This is a genomic window from Rugosimonospora acidiphila (assembly GCF_039543385.1).
Lineage (GTDB): Bacteria > Actinomycetota > Actinomycetes > Mycobacteriales > Micromonosporaceae > Rugosimonospora > Rugosimonospora acidiphila.
Genome location: NZ_BAABJQ010000026.1, coordinates 26,265 through 43,259, shown reverse-complemented (window position 1 = coordinate 43,259; position 16,995 = coordinate 26,265). Strand labels below are relative to the sequence as shown.

Below are 16,995 nucleotides of genomic sequence, written 5' to 3'. Positions count from 1 at the left end.
CTGCTCATGGCTAGAATCTGTGGATATGGAATTGAGGCAGCTGGAGTACCTCATCGCGGTGGCCGAGGAGGCGAACTTCACCCGCGCGGCCGAGCGCGTGCGCATCAGCCAGTCCGGGGTCAGCGCCCAGATCCGGCAGCTCGAACGGGAGCTCGGCGGGGCCCTGATCGACCGGTCCGGCCGCGCGGCCACCCTCACCACCGCCGGCGCCGCCGCGGTCGTCCACGCCCGCGCCGCGCTCGCGTCCGTGGCCGCGATGCGCCGGGCCGTGGACGACGTGCACGGGCTGATCCGTGGCCGGCTGACGGTGGGCATGGTCACCGGCTGCACGGTCACGTCGCTGTTCGACGCCCTCGCCGCGCTCCACGCGGCCCGCCCCGGCATCGAGATCACGCTGTTCGAGGACAACTCGGACCGGCTGGTCGACGGCGTCCGCACCGGCTCCACGGACCTGGCCCTCGTCGGGATGGCCGGCCCGCCCCCGGCCGGGATGGAGGCGCTTCCGGTGGTCAGCGAGCGGATCGTCGCCGCCGTGCCGCGCGACCACCCGCTCGCCGGCCGGCGCCGGGTGTCCCTGGCCGACCTCGCGCCGTACCCGGTCGTCTGCCTGCCCGCGGGGACGGGGATCCGTACCGTGTTCGACCGCGCGTGCGCGGCCAGCGGTGCCCGGCCGGACATCGCGCTGGAGGCCAGCGCGCCCGGCGCGATCGCTGACCTCGCGGCCCGGGGGCTCGGCGTCGCCATTCTCAGCGAGTCCATCGCCGCCGCCCGGCGGGAGCACCTGCGGGCCCTGCTCATCGAGGACGCCGCGCTGCCCGCCGGGCTGGCGCTGATCTGGTCGGCGGCGCCGGGACCCGCGCTGCGGGAGCTGGTGCGCCACAGCCGGGAGGCGTTCGGCCTGCCGGCGCCCTCGGCGCTCGCGGACGGCGCCGGCGCACGCAGGCGACGCGCGAGCCGCGCGACCGCCGGCTCGGCGTAGTCCCCGCACCATCATGACGGCCGGATCGTCGTGACGGCCGGATCGTCGTGACGGCCGGATCGTCGTGACGGCCGGATCGTCGTGACGGCCGGGCCAGCCTGACCGCACGCCCCCGGCGTTCCGACTTCGGCAGCGGCGCCGGCTACCGCACCCCGGACAGGAAGCCGGCCAGCACCGGCGCGGTCGCGGCCGCGTCGATGTCGTGGCCCTGCCCCGCCAGAAGGTGGTGGCGGGCGTGCGGCATGGCGTCCGCGGCCGCCCGGGCACCCTCCAGCAGCACGGGCGCGGTGCGGTCGCCGCTGATCACCAGCGTGGGTACCTTGACCGAGGCGGCCAGCCCGGTCGGCAGCGAGCCGTCGCCGCAGATGGTGGCGTCGTAGACCAGGGTGTGCGCGATGCGCTCCAGCGCGGGCCACATCGGCGAGCGCCTGAATTGCGCCACGACGGCCGCCGGCAGGCCCACCAGCTCGGTCTGGAAGAGCTCCACCGCGTCGCCGCGCCGGCCCGATTCGACCAGCCGCGCGATCCGGTCCGCGGTGTCCGCCGAGGGCCGCGGCGCGCCGTCGGTGACGATGAACGGCGGCTCGTACAGCGCGAGATTGGTGATCGCCAGGCCCCGGGCCGCCGCCATCATGGACAGGATCGCGCCCGAGGAGTACCCGAACACCGACGCCGCCCCGCCGGCCGCGGCGATCAGGGCCTCCACGTCGTCGACCTCCCGGTCGACCGCGTACGGCGAGGTGTCCCCGCTGTCGCCCCGGCCCCGGCGGTCGTACGTGATCACGGTGAAGCGCGAGCGCAGCGCGTCGGCCAGCGCGGCGCAGGTGGAGCGCTCGTTGAAGGCGCCGACGACGAAGATGATCGCGGGCCCCTCGCCCGCGCGGTCGTAGGCGATGGTGGTGCCGTCGGCCGAGGTAACGGTGTTCATGGAAGCTGCGCCTCTCGTTGTCGTGAACAGCTGGGTCCGCCCCACCGACGAACGGGGTGGCCCGGCACGGACACCCGGTGCCCGGAAAATGTCGCTGGCGGTCTCGGCCAGGCGGCGGGCGAGGTAGCGTCGCTCGACGCCGCCGGTGGCCAGGTCGAGCGCGGACCGGTACGCGTCGGCCGCCTCGGCCCGGCGGCCCATCCGGCGCAGCAGGTCCGCGCGGGTGGCGGGCAGCAGGTGGTACCCGGACAGCTCGCCCCTGGCGTCGAGCTCCTCGACCAGCGCGAGCCCGGCCGCCGGCCCCCGGGCCATGGCGACCGCCACGGCGCGGTTCAGCTCCACCACCGGCGAGGGCGCCAGCCGGACCAGCTGCCCGTAGAGCACCGCTATCTGCGGCCAGTCGGTGTCGGCCGCCCGCGCCGCGCCGGTGTGACAGGCGGCGATGGCGGCCTGTACCTGATAGGGGCCGGCGTGGCCGCGCCGTAGGGCCGTCTCCAGCAGGTGGATCCCCTCGGCGATCTCGTCACCGTCCCACCGGGTGCGGTCCTGCTCCTCCAGCAGGACCAGTTCGCCCGCGCCGTCGAGGCGGGCGGCACGGCGGGCGTCGTGCAGCAGCATCAGCGCGACCAGCCCCTCCACCTCGGGTTCGGCGGGCATGAGCCGGGCCAGCAGGCGCCCCAGGCGGATGGCCTCGTCGCACAGGCCCTGCCGGATGAGGTCGTCGCCCCGGGTGGCCGCGTAGCCCTCGTTGAACAGCAGGTACAGCACCGCCAGCAGGGCGCCGGTGCGCTCGGCGAGCAGGTGGGCGGGGGGCACCCGGTACGGGATGCCGGCGTCGCGGATCTTCCGCTTGGCGCGTACCAACCGCTTCGACATGGTCTGCTCGGGCACCAGGAACGCCCGCGCGATCTCGGCGGTGCTCAGGCCCGCCAGGGTGCGCAGGGTGAGCGCGACCCTGGACTCCAGCGCCAGCGCCGGATGGCAGCAGGTGAACATGAGCCGCAACCGGTCGTCCGGCACCGCACCGGCGGAGGTCCCGCCGGGTTCACCCGGGTCGCCGGCCGCACCGTCCCCGTCGGCGGCCCGCAGCCGCGCCAGCTCCCGCAGCTTGGCGGCGCCGACGGTCTCCCGGCGCAGCCGGTCGATGGCACGCCGCCGGGCCGTCGTGGTCAGCCAGGCACCGGGCCGGTCCGGTACGCCGTCGCGCGGCCAGCGCTCCAGGGCCGAGGCGAAGGCGTCCTGCGCGCACTCCTCGGCGAGGTCCCAGTCGCCGGTCAGCCCGATGAGGGTCGCCACGAGCTGTCCCCAGTCGCGACGGAACGCGTGGGCCACCGCCCCGGACACCGGGTCGGTCGCGCTTGCGGGCGCGGCGGGGCTCACGCCTCCCAGGCCGGCCTCACCTCGATCTGCCCGACCTTCGCCCAGGGATGCCTGGCGGCCAGCGCGAGGGCCTCCTCGCGATCCGCGCACTCGATCACGCTGAACCCGCCGATCTGGTCCTTCGTCTCGGCGAACGGCCCGTCGCAGCGCAGCACCTCGTCACCGCGTACCCGGATGGTGGTGGCCTCGTCCGGCGGGCGCAGCCCCTCCACGCCCTTGAGCACGCCGCCGCGCGCCAGTTCCTCGATCCAGCCGCCGCACCCGGCCGCCATCCCCTCCTCGACCAGATCGGCCGCCACGGTCGAGTCGCTGCACAGCATCAGCACGAATCTCATCGAACCTCCCGGAGCCCATCATCGCCCCTCGCGGGCGCTTTCAGGGGGAGCGTCGCGGCGCCCGCGTCAGGCGTTCGGCGGCAGTTCCGTACCGGCACCCCGGCGGCGCAGCCGCACCAGGTCGGCGCGGGCCGGTGCGGGCGACCCCCCGGCGCCCACCGGTACACCGGCGGCCCGGCGCGCGGCGGGCAGGGTCGGCTCCCCGGCCGCCTCCACGACGAAACCGGCATCGGCGATCATGTCGAGGTCGGCGCGGCCGGCCTGGCCCTCGCTGGTCAGGTAGTCGCCGAGGAAGATGGCGTTGGCGACGTGCAGCGCCAGCGGCTGCAGCGAGCGCAGGTGGATTTCCCGTCCGCCGGCCACCCGCACCTCCACGTCCGGAAAGACGAAACGCACCATGGCCAGGATGCGCAGGCACCGCTGCGGGGTGAGCTCCCAGCGGCCGGCCATCGGCGTGCCGTCGAACGGGATGAGGAAGTTCACCGGTACCGAGTCCGGCGCCAGGTCGGCCAGTGCGAACGCGACGTCGACCAGGTCGTCGTCGCTCTCCCCCATCCCGGCGATCAGGCCGGAGCAGGCCGACAGGCCGCCGGCCCGGGCCCGCCGCACGGTGGAGGCCCGGTCGGCGTACGTGTGGGTGGTGCAGATGTCGGCGTAACGCTCACCGGCGGTGTTGAGGTTGTGGTTGTACGAGTTCACGCCGGCCTCGCGCAGCCGTTCGGCCTGCCCGTCGCCCAGCAGGCCGAGGCAGGCGCACACCTCGACCGACTCATGCCGCTCCCGGATCGCGTCAACCGTGCGGGCCACCCGGTCGATGTCGCGATCGGTGGGGCCACGGCCGCTGGCCACCAGGCAGACCCGCTTGGCACCGGCGGCCACGCCAGCGCTGGCCGCGTCGGCCGCCTGTCGCGGACCGAGCCAGGTGTAGGACAGGGCGCCGGAGGTGGCGCCCAGCCGCTGCGAGCAGTATCCGCAGTCCTCTGGGCAGCGTCCGCTTTTCAGGTTGACCAGGTAGTTGAGCTTGACCCGGTCGCCGAAGAAGTGCCGGCGCACCCGACCGGCCGCCGCCACCACGTCGAGCAGGTCGCCGTCCGCGCAGGCGAGCACCGCCCGAGCCTCGTCCCTGGTGGCCCGTCCCCCGGCCAGCAGTCGCTCGACCAGCGTGTCGAAAAGATCCATGTGGGACATGCTGCCGCGGCGCGCGGGCCGCGCACGACCGCCGCGGGCGCCAATATCGCGGCCGAGACTTTGGGAGGGTCCCACAAACTCATTTGGTGCCATCCGACAACGTCTTTCGGGACGGCGGAGTTCGGCTACGGTGGAGCGCGGCGCGCCGGGCGACACCGCCCGGGCCTGGCGCACGGGGAAGGAAGCCATGTTGCCGCCGCACTCGGCGCCGGGCTCCGACGCGGACTGGTTGGCGCTGGAGGCGGAGGTCTGCTCGCACGGTGACACCGTGCACTACGCGCGGCAACCACGGTTCTTCGCACGCAGCCACGGCAGCTACCTCTACGACAACCGGGACACCCCCTACCTCGACCTGCAGATGTGGTATTCGGCGGTCAACCTCGGGTATGGCAACGAGCGGGTGAACGCCGCCGTGGCGCGCCAGCTCGGCACGCTGCCCCAGCTCGCCCCGCAGTACCTGCACTACGAGCGGGTCGAGCTGGCCGCGCGGCTGGTCGACGGGACCCGGCGGGCGTTCGGCGCGGCGGGCCGGGTGCACTTCGACGTCGGCGGGTCGCAGGCCGTGGAGGACGCGCTCAAGCTGGTCCGGCTGCGCACCGGCCGCCAGCGGGTATACGCGTTCGAGGGCGGTTACCACGGCCGCACCTTGGGCGCGTCGGCGATCACGTCGGCGTACCGGTACCGTGAGCCGTTCGGCGAGTTCGGCGACCGGGCCGAGTTCGTCCCGTTCCCGTACTGCTTCCGCTGCCCCTACGGGAAGCGCCGGGAGACCTGCGAGCTGTACTGCGTGGCCCAGATCGAGCGCAAGTTCGAGCACCCGTACACCGGCGCGTGGTCCTCGCGCACCGGCCGCAGCGAGTTCGCCGCGTTCGTGGTGGAGCCGGTGCAGGGCACCGGCGGGTACGTCGTTCCGCCACCCGGATACTTCGAGCGCCTGGCGCGGCTGTGCCGGGAGCACGGCATGCTGCTGGTGGACGACGAGGTGCAGATGGGCTTCTACCGCACCGGGCGGCTGTGGGCGCTGGAGCACTTCGACGCCCAGCCGGACGTCGTGGCGTTCGGCAAGGCGCTGACCAACGGGCTCAACCCGCTGTCGGGGATCTGGGCGCGCGAGGAGCTGATCGGTCCGGACGCGTTCCCGCCCGGTACCACCCACTCCACCTTCGCCGCCAACCCGTTGGGCACCGCGGCCGGCCTTGAGGTCATGAAGATCTTCGAGGAGCGGGACTACGCGCTGGCGGTAGAGCGCAAGGGGAGCTACCTGCTGGAGCTGCTGCGCGACTTGGCCCGCGCGCATCCCGAGATCGGCGACGTCGACGGGCTGGGGCTCGCGCTGCGGCTGGAGATCTGCCAGGCCGACGGGTACACGCCCAACCAGGAGCTGGCCGACGCGATGTTCCAGCGCGGGCTGGCCGGCGACCTGAGGATCGGCGGCCGGGAGCTGGGCCTGGTGCTGGACATCGGCGGGTACTACAAAAACGTCATCACCCTGGCCCCTTCGCTGGACATCGCGGACGAGGATCTGGAACTCGCCCGCGACCTGCTGGATCTCGTGCTGATCGAGTGCAAGCAGTCCGACCGTTAGCCGAAAGGGTCCACTGTGGAGGGTGATGACCCGGGCCAGGTGGCGGTGCTGCTGTTGCACGGGCTCACCGGCGCGCCGCCGGAGATGCGCCCGGTGGCGAAATCGCTACGCCGCCGGGGATACCGCGTCGAGGTGCCGCTGCTGCCCGGCCACGGCGCCGGGCACCGCGAACTGATCGCCACCACCTGGGAGGACTGGCTCGCCGGGGCCCGGCAGGCCCTGCGCGACCTGCAACGCGAGCACGCCCGGGTGTTCGTCGGCGGGCTGTCGATGTCCGCGCTGCTGTGCGTGGCGCTGGCCGTCGAGCGGCCGGCGCCGGCCGGCATCGTCTGCTGCTCGCCCACCTACGGCCACCTGCGCGAGGGGCTGGACCCGTTGCAGTTCCTACTTCCGCTCGCGCTGAGGTTTCCGTTCCTGCGCCGGCACCTGTACTGGCGGGAGCGCTCGCCGTACGGGCTGCGCGACGAGCGGCTGCGGGCGGCCGTGGACCGGGCGATCGCGCGCGCGAAGCGGGGGCAGACGCGGGACCTCGGCCTGTTCCGCACCTATCTCGCGTCGATCTATGAGGTCAACCGGCTCATCGCGCACACCACCCGGGTCGTGCCCCAGGCGCGCTGCCCGGTGCTGCTGCTGCACAGCCTGGACGACACGGTGGCGCCGATCGCCAACGCGTTCGCCCTCTACACCGGCCTCGGCGCGGCCGACCGGCGCATCCGGCTGCTGACCGGCTGCGACCACGTGATGACGGTCGACCTGCGCAGGCACGTGGTGGCGGCGGCCTTCGAGGAGTTCATCGGGCGGGTGTGCGCCCCCGGAACTCCGGCCGCCACGCACCTGAACGGGGCGGACCCAGACGGGACGGACCCAGACGGGGCGGGCCTGGACGGGGCGGGCCTGACCGTCGACGTCATTCCGGACGGCGCCGCCCATCTGCTGGCGGTGCGGGCCGGTACCCGCGAGGTGCTGGCCCTGCGCGCGCGCCTCGACCCGGCCCCCGCGACCTCGGGCCGCGGCGCGCCTTGGCTGATCGTGGTGCCGGCGGACGCGGACGCGCCGCCGCCGGCCGGGGATGCCGAGGCGGTCCGGGCGCGCGGGGCCGCCTGGCCGCTGGCCGCCCGCGCGGTGTCGGCCCTGGCCCGGTCCTGCGGCGCGTCCCGCACCGCCATCCTGGGCGCCGGCGGGGACGCACCGTCCGACCTGCCCGGGTATCGCCGGCGCCCCGGCCCGGACGGCTCGCCTACGCTCATCACCGCGGGTTGACCAGCACCTTGGGCCCGGAGCCGGCCCCGGCGGGCGCGCGCCGCCGAGCACCTCGGCCACCTGGTGCAGCCCGATCGTTGCGCCGATCAGCGGCGCGGTCCGGATGCTGCCAGCGGCGAACTCCGCGATCGCGGCGTCGAGCCCGGCGGAGGCCGCGAGGATGCCGACCACCGTCACATCGGCCAGCACGGCGTCCCGCAGGTCCGCCAGACTCGGGCTGTCCGCGACGCCGATCAGCACCAGCCGGCCGGTCGGCTCGACGTGACGCAGGGCCAGTTGCGGCACCGACGGGCCGTTGGACGCGTCGATGATCGCGTCGTACCGGCGCGCCGGAAGCTCATCGACGTGCCAGGTGTGGGCCGCGCCGAGGGTATGCGGCTGCGGACCGATTGGCTAAGCGGGGCTGTTTGATACGGTTCGATGGTTCTGTTTCTTGGTCTTAGTTTTGTTGACTGGGTGGTTGTCTGTTGGTGATGTCGGGGTCGTTGCGCGGCGACGGTCGTTTAGCGTCGGCTGCGGCGGGTGAGGGTGTGCGGTAGTGGCGGGTGGGGTGTTGGTGTCGACGGCGACGTGTTCGGCGTTTCGGGCGGTGTGTGGTGGCACCCCTGATCGGCCGGGTGTGCCGGTGCCGGTGACGGGTCGGGTTGTTGCGCAGCGGGTCGGGTGGCTGGCGGATCTGGTTTCGGTGATGGCTGATCGGGTGGTCGTGGGGCACTGGGCCGATGCTGACCTGGTGCGGCTTGCTGGTGGGGTGGGTCCGGATGGGCGGGTGTTGCCGGGTAAGGGTTGGATGGCGTTGCGGCGTTTGGGGTGGTACGCGGTCGCGCCGGTGGGTGTGGTGGTGTCGGATCGGGTGCGGCGGGTCGCGGAGGAGGAGGCCGCCCGGGCGTTGCGGCTGGCGACCAGTCGCCGGCAGGTGGTCGCGGCGTTGCTGTCGAGCTGGCCGCAGGACCCGTCACGGCGTACCGATCGGGAGTGGTCGGTGTTGCGGGGGCTGCTGCCCGACGGGGTGGACAACGCGACGATCCGTAACCGGACCCGACAGATCGTTGGGTGGCTGACCAGTCATGGTCGGTTGCCGGCCGATCTGTGTGAGTTGGAGACGACGCCGCGGGTGGCGCGGCAGGTGAGCCTGGCCGCGGCGGATCGGCAGCGGGTCCGGGTGCAACGCCTCGACGATCGTACGGTGCGGGTGTGGGTGCAGTTGCCGGTGTGCCCGTTGCCGGGCTCGTATCGGGACTGGGTGTGGCACGCGCTGGTCGTGCGGTTGCCCCCGACGGTGCCGGCCACGGCCGCGGTGTGCACCCCCACTCTGCGTCCGACTGTTGATGGGGTTCGGGTTGATCTGCCCTGGCAGGTCCCGCACGTCCCGGCGAAGTTGGCCGGTCACACCCGGGCAGTCGGGGTGGACTGGGGGTTGAACACGCTGCTCAACGGCACCCTCGCCGACCTCAACGACCCGGACAGCTGTGCGCTCGCCGCGGTGGGTGGGCCGTTGCGGTTCGACGCGACCGGCGTGTCGAGCAAACTCGTGCGGCTACGCCGCCACCGCGAACAGTTGAACACCAAGGTGGATCGTTTGACCCGGCTGGTCGACAGGCGCGCGCCTGCCGCCGCACCGGACCCGGTGTCGGCCAAGCTGGGCCGGTTGCGGGTCGAGCATGAGGCGGTGTGTGCCCGGATCCGGCACCTCAACCAGGCCCTCGCCTGGTCCGCGGCCCGATGGCTGGTCGATCACGCCACCGCTACGGGGGCCACGGTGATCTACCTGGAAGACCTCACCACCCTCGAAGCCCGGGGCGGGTCACGCAGCCTCAACCGCCGCGTGTCCGGCGCGGTCCGCGGAAAGGTGTTCACCGCCGTGCACCATCTCGCCGCCAAGGCGGGTGTCGCGGTGGTGCGGGTCCCGGCCCGCGGCACTTCTTCGGGTTGTCCCCGCTGCGGCGCCACTGTGCGGCATGTCAAGGCCCCGGACCGGCTGGTGGCCGGCTACCGGTGGACGACCTGCGGCTGTGGGCTGTCGGCTGATCGGGATCACGCCGCGGCGCAGCGCATCGCCGCCCGCGGCCTGGCCAACCAGACCAGAACCCGCCGCGACCCCACCACCGGCGGCGGGATCATCCGCACCACCATCGACGCCTCGATCCACCCCCGCCCCCCGCGGCGGAAGAAGACCCCGGGCACCGCGTCGACCAGCCCGCCGCCCCGCGATCGGCGTGAGAACGGCCCCACCCGCAAACAAGTCCGATCTGCGACTTTCCGATGCTCACCTCTGCTGCCCTCGCGACGGCAGACTCCCGCCCCGGCAGCGGGCAGCGCCCGCAGCGCCGTCGCGGGCACCAGCAGCCGCTCGGCCAGCGCCCCCGGCCAGTTGCCGCGGATGCCGATCTCGTGCCGCCGGTCGCAGACGTGGTGCCGGCCGGTCAGGCAGCGTTCGCAGTGGCCACAGCCCAGCATCGTGTCCCCGGTGACCCGCCGGCCGCGCCAGGCCGGAGCCACGCCGGAGCCCAACGCCGAGACCGTACCCACCCATTCGTGCCCGGGAACCATCGGCACCGACTGCGCCCCGGTGCGCAGGTACGGCATGGTGCCCGCGAACAACTCCACGTCGGTACCGCACAGGCCGACCCGCGACACGTCGACCACGACCTGCCCGGGGCCGGGCACCGGAGGCTCGACCTCCGCCACGGCCGCGTCCCGCGGGCCGCGAATCACGAATGCGCGCACGGTCAAGTATCGCCCCTTCGCCTACGCCGCCATTCGCGGGCGACGGCCCGCGCCGGCTGTCGCGGGTCAGCCCTCGGCGATGAGGCGGTAGACCGCCTCGGGGCGCTCGACGTGCGGGCTGTGGCCGGCGCAGGGGATGTCGAGGGCACCCGCGTCCAGGGCGCGCAGTTCCTCGAGCGTGACGATCGGGTCCTCGGCGCCGCGCGCCAGCCGGATCGCGGCGCGGTTCGCGGCGACCACGTCGGAGATGAGCCACCGCGGCTGGGCCGCACGCGGAATCGGGTTGGCCGCCGGGTCCATGCCGAGCCGGAACCCCTCCGCCTCGCGGACGATGCCGCGCGCCACGAGGTCGCTTCCGGCCGGCGTACCGAGCGGGAGGCCGGCCACCTTGCACAGCCGGTCCAGGGCCTGCTCCTCGGTCGCGAAGTACTCGACCGGCTTGAGCGCGCGCCGCCGGGTCAGCGCGAGATCCTGCTCGGTCCAGCTCACCTTGATGCCGATGCCCACCACCCGGGACACCGGTACGCCGAACCACCCCGTGCCCAGCAGCAGCGCCACGACGCCGCCGAGGGAGTGCCCGACTGCCACCACGTCACCGCTGTCGCGGACGAGATCGGCCACGTCGGCGGCGTACCGGCCGAACGAGGCGACCGGGGGCCAACCGGAGTCGCCGTGGCCGGGCAGGTCGCAGACCACCCAGCGACCGGGCCAGCCGGCGCGGACGTGCCCCAGCACCGGCGACCACACGCCGCCCGTGCCACCGAGTCCGTGCAGTAACAGCAGCGTCGGGCCGCCCGCTCCGCCGCTCTCGTGCCACAGGTCGGTGCCGTGCCTGACCGGTGCCCGCCCGTCGAGTGCCACGGCGCCTCGCCTTCCCGTACCAGGGCTCCGTCACCGGAGACGATAGGCCCGCGCGGCGCCGCGCCGCGGCCCGAATCCGGCCCGGCCGCTCTGCGCGCCACGGACGCGCCGGCGCGGTAGTGTCATTAGCAGGGCAATTTGATGTCGGCATTCAAACACCCGGACCGGCGGGTCATGAATACGAATCACTTCAAAAAAGCATCGGCCGAGGGCCCGGAATTCGATGAGAGTGCCCTGTCACGCTATCGTCATCGCCACCGCTAAATTGCCCCATGTGGAATTAGCGCAACAACGGGTGGACAGGATCGCGAGTGCCCGGTCAGCCTGATGGCGGCCATTTGGTCGATCGATCCCACAGCCCATTGGGCGATTGGAGAATCAGGCATGAACAACAAGAAGCTGTACGTCACCGGCGCCGCCGCGGTTCTGATCAGCGGCCTCCTGCTGGCCGCGCCCCTGACCGGGGCCAGCGCCGCCGACAAGGCGCCCAGCACCAGCACGAAAGTCCGGCCGATGGCCGCTCCACAGACCTCGACCGCCGGAGCGGCGGTCTCGGTGGCGCCGGGCGGAAACGGGCTCGCGACCGTCGCCTGCCCCGCCGGAAAGATCATCACCGGCGGAGGCGGCCAGACCTCCGGGTTCGACATCTTCTTCACGGACTCTTACGCGTCGGGCAACGGCTGGACGATTCGTGGGACCAATAAGGGGACCACGGCGCAGAGCATCACACCGATCGCAATCTGCATAGGGTAGTGTCGGATTTCTCATTTCGCGGCCCCGATGCCCGTTCGCTGTGGCGAGTGACGGTATTTCCCCAGAAAACTGTCGTGACTCCGTCACGGAATCGGGCAACGGCCGAGAAATGAGTGGCGGGCATTGTACGGGCCGCGCGGGCGAGTTTTCTGCCGATCAGATTCTCGCCCGCGTGGTGGTATCGCTCCCGTGGACCGTTGCCCGTCTTGTGTCCAATGTGGAGCTTGCCGCGGTGCGCGAAGCGCGGGCGCCGATGGACCGAGCGCGGGACGTGGCCGAAGTTTCGGCCACATCACGGCGAACGGCATCCGGCCAACCGCCCGATCCCGTGTGAACGCGGCGCCCTCTCCCCTGGCCACTGAGCCGAACCGGCGCGTGGCCGGCGCGTTGACCGGCTGGGTTACCTTGCGGCCGTGGATGATCGAATTACCGGAACCGCTCCGGTCGTCACCCGCCCATCACGCAGGCGGCGGGGATTCTGGTGGAGCCTCGCCTCGATGATCGGCGTGATCGCGCTCATCGTGATTTTCACCAATACCGCACGGGCGGTCTTCGACCCCTGGTCGGTGACGTTGCTCGGGCATCGGGCGCTGATCGGCTACTGGGCGGGGGACGCCGCGTTCGCGCCGGGCGACGTCCGGCACGTCAGCCTGCACCTGCACTACCGCGGCGGCGACTGCGAAGACTGCTCGAAGATCGAGGGCGATGCGCACCTGTGCGGCACCGCCTACGACATGCCGTACCGGCTGGACGGGGACACGAAGGACTACCACGGCACCCGGTTCACGCTGTCGGCCCTGGTCGGCCGGCACGAGCCCGGCGTTCACCTCGACACGCTCGACGGCGAGTGGCACGGCGACGTCCTGCGCGTACGGCCCTCGCTGTGGCGCATCGACCCCGACGAGGGAGCGCACTCCGACGACCAGCCGGCCGACCCGCCGCCGTTCGACCTGCGGCGCGTCGCGAAGTCTGACTTCCGCACCACCTGCTGACGCGCGCGGGTGGCCTCGGGTCAGTTCGCGCGGCCATCGGGCGTGCCCGGCGTCCGGGTGGCCCCGCTCAACGGCAAGCGACCCGCACGGCCACCGCGCCGCCCACCGAGTGACCCTTCGACCGTGGCCACCACGCCGGACGTGGGGGCCACGGCCACCGGCCGCCTCGGGCGACTCGGCGAGGACCGGCGCGGCCTCGGGGACTACCCGATCCGCAGGACGAGCTTGCCGTGGGCGTGACCGGACCGGCTCCGCTCGAGTGCGGTGCGCCAGTCGTCCACCGGGTAGACGGCGGCGATGGGGATCGAGAACCGCCCCTCGGCCGCCAGCTGCGCGTACTCGCCGAGCACGTCGTTGCGCATCGGGCCGGAGCTGAGGCGTACGCCCAGTTTCCCGGCCCCGGCGAGGTCGCTCTGCGTCAGTACGCGGTCGGGCGCGGTGACGGTCTTCACGAGCTCCGGCAGCGCGGTGCCGCGCGGAGCCAGGTCGAGCACGAGGTCGATCGGGCCGCCGGCCAGTGCCTTCACCCGGTCCGCCAGTCCCTCGCCGTACCCGGTCACCTCGGCGCCCGTCGCGCGCAGGGCATCGGCGTAGGTCTCGCCGGCGGTGGCGATCACCTCCGCGCCGAGCCGTTTCGCGATCTGCACCGCGGCGAAGCCGACGGTGGTGCCGGCGCCGCTGACCAGCAGGGTCGTGCCGGCGGTCACACCGAGGTCGGCCAGTCCCCGGTACGCGGTCTCGACGGCCATCGGCAGTGCGGCGGCGTGGGCGGGGTCGAGGCCCGCCGGACGCGGGAACCAGATGTCGAGCACGGCCTGCCCGGATGCGCCGGCGGTCGGACCGAGGAAGGGCGCCGGGCCGAGGACCGGGTCACCGATCTCGACGCCGGTGACACCCTCCCCGACCGCGTCGACCGTGCCGGACACCTCCAGCCCGATGCCGCGCGGTAGTTCTCCAGCGAACAGGCCACCGCACAGCGCCCAGTCCGCCGGGGTCAGGCCGCAGGTCTCGACGGCGATGCGGACCTGGCCCGGGCCGGGGCGCGGCGGCTCGGCGTCCTCGAGCCGCAGAACCTCGGCCGGGTCGCCGTACTCGTGGAAACGAAGAGTGCGCACGGGGGTCTCCTCCCCAGAGAAGTGACGACAGAACCTGTCGTCACCGACGTTAGCACGAGTGATGACAGCATCTGCTGTCGCTATACTCGAGCCATGGCCAGGTGGGAGGGCAACGCCCGGGGACGGCTGGAGCGGGCCGCACTGACCCTGTTCGGCGAGCAGGGCTACGACGGCACGACGGTCGCGCAGATCGCACAGCGTGCGAACCTGACCGAAAGGTCGTTCTACCGCTGGTTCTCCGACAAGCGGGAGGTGCTGTTCGCCGGCGACGACCTCGAGGCGCACTTCCTGGCGGCGATCGAGGCGGTGCCCGCGGGCACCGGCGCGATGCCGACCCTGCTGGCCGCATTCGCGTCCGTGCCGGAGGTCCTGCGCCCGCGCGACTTCCTGCGCGAGCGGGCGGTGGTCATCGCGGCCAACCCGCCGCTGCGGGAGCGCGAGCTGATCAAGATGGCGTCGATGTCCGCGACGATCGTCGGCGCCCTGTTGAGCCGCGGGTTCGACGAGCAGACGGCACGCCTGGCCACGGAGGTGGGCTCGGCCGTGCTGGGGCTGGCCACCCGGCGGTGGATGGACGACGAGCAGACCGCCTTCGCCGACCTGCTGTCGGCCAGCGCCTCGGACCTGCTGGCGGTGGCCGCCGACGGGGTCCCGGCCGGCAAACGATCCTGACCGGCGCACCCTGGTCCGCCGATGGCGCGGCGCCGCGCGCCGGCGCGCGGATATCCGGGTGACCGGCCGATCCGGGTGGGCGAGAATGCGCCGATGTCACAGGCGACGCTGCGAACCGACCGGATCCGGCTCGTACCGCTGTCCGACGCGCACCTGCCGTACGAGATCGAACTCGACTCCGATCCGGAGGTGATGCGGTACCTGGGCAACGGGCGGCCCCGCACCCGCGAGGAGGTCGAGGACTCCCACCGCCGCCGGATCGCCGCGGCCGGCCGCGTCCCCGGGCTCGGCTTCTGGGCCGGGTTCCTCGGCACGCGGCCCGCCACCGGCACGCGGCCCGCCACCGAGCCCGCCGCCGGGGAGTTTGTCGGCTGGTGGGTCCTCGATCCGCCGGAGCGCGCCGACCAGGGGCCGGTTCAGGGGCAGGCCGAACTCGGGTACCGGCTCCTGCGCCGCCACTGGCGTCGGGGACTGGCCAGCGAGGGATCGCGCGAGCTGATCCGGCACGGGTTCGCCGACCTCGGGCTGACCCGCATCTTCGCCGAGACCATGGCCGTCAACGCCGCCTCCCGCGCCACGATGGCGGCAGTCGGCCTGCGCTACGAGCGGACCTTCCACCTGGACTGGGACGAGCCGCTGCCCGGCAGCGAACTCGGCGAGGTGGAGTACGCGATCACCCGGAAGCGATGGCTCTCCGGGCAACCGGCGACCTGAGGCCGGCGCGTGGCCCGGTCCGGGTAGCCGTGGCACGTCGCCGGCCCGCCCCGCATCGGGCCGGCGACGCCGGTGCCTACTGCCGGCGTACGGCGCGGGCGAGCGAGACGGCGAACAGCCCGGCCGGGTCGGTCCACCAGCGCTCCAACGCGAAGCCGGCGGCCACCAACTCCCGTTCGAGGGTCTCCCGGCGGAACTTCGCCGACGTCTCGGTGCGCAACTCCTCCCCCGCACTGAACCCGACGGTGAGGTCGAGTCCCGGGATCGGCACCCGCATGTCGGCGCGGGCGCGCAGCCTCATCTCGATGCACTCCTGGTCGGCGTCCCACAAGGCGACGTGGTCGAACGCGTCGACGTCGAACCGGGCGTCGAGCTCACGGTTGATGACCCGCAGCACGTTGCGGTTGAAGTCGGCGGTGACGCCGGCCGCGTCGTCGTAGGCGGGGACCACGATGGCGGGCTCGGTGACCAGGCCGGTACCGAGCAGAAGGAACTCGTCCTCCTCCAGGGTGGCGCGCAGGTCGGACAGGAACGGCGCGCGTTCGGCCGGGACCAGGTTGCCGACGGTGCCGCCGAGGAACGCCACCAACCGGCTGCCGCCGCGCGGGATGGCGGCGAGGTGCCGGGTGAAGTCCGCGACGATGCCGCGCACGGTCAGCCCGGGGTAGTCGGTGGCCAGTTGGGCGACCGCGTCCCGCAGCGCCGACGCGGACACGTCCAGGGGTATGAAGGTGCCCAGCGTGCCGTGCGCGGTGAGGGCGTCGAGCAGCAGCCGGGTCTTCTCCGACGAGCCCGAGCCGAGTTCGACCAGGGTCTTCGCACCGGTCAACTCGGCGATCTGATCGGCGTGTTCGGCGAGGATGGCGCGTTCGGTGCGGGTCGGGTAGTACTCGGGGAGGCGGGTGATCTCCTCGAAGAGGTCGCTGCCGCGCGCGTCGTAGAACCATTTCGGTGGCAGCCGCTTGGGTGTGGCGGTCAGTCCGGCCGCGACATCGGCGCGCAGCGACCGGGTCAGATCCTCGTCCTTGAGGTGGATCTCCAGGTCGTACGTATTCATGTCGTCCTCATGGTGCTCAATGGGTGAGGCGGAAATCGGCCCACCGAGTCCCGGTGGGCCGGGAGCCGGTCAGCCGTGCCGCAGCTCGACGGGGACCGAGGTGTAGCCGCGGATCATGCTGTTGCGGTCGAGTTCGAGGTCGCCCGCCTGGCGCACGCCGGTGACGCCGGCCGCCGCGAGCGACTTCATCAGGGCCCCTTGACCTCGGGGCTGAACGGATCGAAGTCGACGGTCGGCGGTCTCATGTGCGCTGTGCTCCTGTTGTCGGTACCCGGCCGGCGGCCGGTGCGCCGCGCTCCGGCCGGCAGGCAATGACCTGTCGGCCGCGCTTGTCGCGGGGTGGGGATGGTCGCCCGGTGGCCGGAAAGGGGGCCCGGCCGGGGCACGGCCGACCGCGCACGGGCGCGACAGGCTGGCGGTTCCGGTGAGACATCAGCGGGACCGCGGTG

The 16,995-nt window shown here is 73.1% G+C and carries 13 protein-coding genes and 3 pseudogenes; 8 read left to right on the top strand and 8 right to left on the bottom strand.

Annotated features, from left to right (window positions below; genetic code table 11):
- Positions 1–25 precede the first annotated feature (25 nt).
- A complete protein-coding gene (locus tag ABEA87_RS32440) occupies positions 26–979 on the top strand; it encodes a LysR family transcriptional regulator (protein ID WP_345636130.1) in 954 nt (317 codons plus the stop codon).
- A 142-nt stretch (positions 980–1,121) separates the two neighbouring features.
- Here the strand turns inward: ABEA87_RS32440 and ABEA87_RS32435 are convergent.
- The 4 genes and pseudogenes from ABEA87_RS32435 to bioB form a co-directional block, all read right to left on the bottom strand.
- Positions 1,122–1,835: pseudogene (locus tag ABEA87_RS32435) on the bottom strand (alpha/beta fold hydrolase); the annotation flags it as partial.
- 165 nt (positions 1,836–2,000) lie between these two features.
- Positions 2,001–3,251, bottom strand: a pseudogene (locus ABEA87_RS32430) (RNA polymerase sigma factor); the annotation flags it as partial.
- A gap of 32 nt (positions 3,252–3,283) precedes the next feature.
- On the bottom strand, positions 3,284–3,622 hold the full coding sequence (locus ABEA87_RS32425; protein ID WP_345636127.1) for a YciI family protein: 339 nt from the start codon (positions 3,620–3,622) through the stop codon (positions 3,284–3,286).
- Between the two features lie 66 nt (positions 3,623–3,688).
- Positions 3,689–4,801, bottom strand: a complete 1,113-nt coding sequence (gene bioB, locus ABEA87_RS32420) for a biotin synthase BioB (protein ID WP_345636125.1) — start codon at positions 4,799–4,801, stop codon at positions 3,689–3,691.
- A gap of 196 nt (positions 4,802–4,997) precedes the next feature.
- Between bioB and ABEA87_RS32415 the strand changes: the two genes are divergently transcribed.
- The 3 genes and pseudogenes from ABEA87_RS32415 to ABEA87_RS32405 all read left to right on the top strand — a co-directional run.
- Positions 4,998–6,395: an aspartate aminotransferase family protein gene (locus ABEA87_RS32415; RefSeq protein ID WP_345636124.1), complete on the top strand. Its 1,398-nt coding sequence runs from the start codon at positions 4,998–5,000 to the stop codon at positions 6,393–6,395.
- 15 nt (positions 6,396–6,410) lie between these two features.
- A complete protein-coding gene (locus ABEA87_RS32410) occupies positions 6,411–7,655 on the top strand; it encodes an alpha/beta hydrolase (protein WP_345636123.1) in 1,245 nt (414 codons plus the stop codon).
- A 688-nt stretch (positions 7,656–8,343) separates the two neighbouring features.
- A pseudogene (locus ABEA87_RS32405) lies at positions 8,344–9,699 on the top strand (zinc ribbon domain-containing protein); the annotation flags it as partial.
- On the opposite strand, the gene ABEA87_RS32400 reads toward ABEA87_RS32405, so the two are convergent.
- Both ABEA87_RS32400 and ABEA87_RS32395 read right to left on the bottom strand, forming a co-directional pair.
- Positions 9,690–10,262 (bottom strand): alcohol dehydrogenase catalytic domain-containing protein, encoded by a 573-nt coding sequence (locus ABEA87_RS32400; protein ID WP_345636263.1) that lies wholly within the window; start codon positions 10,260–10,262, stop codon positions 9,690–9,692. The pseudogene ABEA87_RS32405 and the gene ABEA87_RS32400 sit on opposite strands and share 10 nt — an antisense overlap.
- Before the next feature lie 186 nt (positions 10,263–10,448).
- Positions 10,449–11,243, bottom strand: coding sequence for an alpha/beta fold hydrolase (locus tag ABEA87_RS32395; RefSeq protein WP_345636122.1), 795 nt, complete (start codon positions 11,241–11,243; stop codon positions 10,449–10,451).
- 384 nt (positions 11,244–11,627) lie between these two features.
- Here ABEA87_RS32395 and ABEA87_RS32390 point away from each other — a divergent pair, with 384 nt between their 5' ends.
- Both ABEA87_RS32390 and ABEA87_RS32385 read left to right on the top strand, forming a co-directional pair.
- Positions 11,628–11,996: a hypothetical protein gene (locus ABEA87_RS32390; protein WP_345636120.1), complete on the top strand. Its 369-nt coding sequence runs from the start codon at positions 11,628–11,630 to the stop codon at positions 11,994–11,996.
- A gap of 413 nt (positions 11,997–12,409) precedes the next feature.
- Positions 12,410–12,988 (top strand): hypothetical protein, encoded by a 579-nt coding sequence (locus ABEA87_RS32385; RefSeq protein ID WP_345636118.1) that lies wholly within the window; start codon positions 12,410–12,412, stop codon positions 12,986–12,988.
- A gap of 203 nt (positions 12,989–13,191) precedes the next feature.
- Here the strand turns inward: ABEA87_RS32385 and ABEA87_RS32380 are convergent, their stop codons facing one another.
- A complete protein-coding gene (locus ABEA87_RS32380; RefSeq protein WP_345636115.1) occupies positions 13,192–14,103 on the bottom strand; it encodes an NADP-dependent oxidoreductase in 912 nt (303 codons plus the stop codon).
- Positions 14,104–14,196: 93 nt separating this feature from the next.
- Here ABEA87_RS32380 and ABEA87_RS32375 point away from each other — a divergent pair, with 93 nt between their 5' ends.
- Positions 14,197–14,775 (top strand): TetR/AcrR family transcriptional regulator, encoded by a 579-nt coding sequence (locus ABEA87_RS32375; protein WP_345636113.1) that lies wholly within the window; start codon positions 14,197–14,199, stop codon positions 14,773–14,775.
- Between the two features lie 93 nt (positions 14,776–14,868).
- Positions 14,869–15,489, top strand: a complete 621-nt coding sequence (locus ABEA87_RS32370) for a GNAT family N-acetyltransferase (protein ID WP_345636111.1) — start codon at positions 14,869–14,871, stop codon at positions 15,487–15,489.
- 76 nt (positions 15,490–15,565) lie between these two features.
- Here the strand turns inward: ABEA87_RS32370 and egtD are convergent, their stop codons facing one another.
- The gene (gene egtD, locus ABEA87_RS32365) at positions 15,566–16,546 is read right to left on the bottom strand and encodes an L-histidine N(alpha)-methyltransferase (protein ID WP_345636109.1); all 981 of its coding nucleotides are present in this window, start codon (positions 16,544–16,546) and stop codon (positions 15,566–15,568) included.
- Between the last annotated feature and the right edge of the window lie 449 nt (positions 16,547–16,995).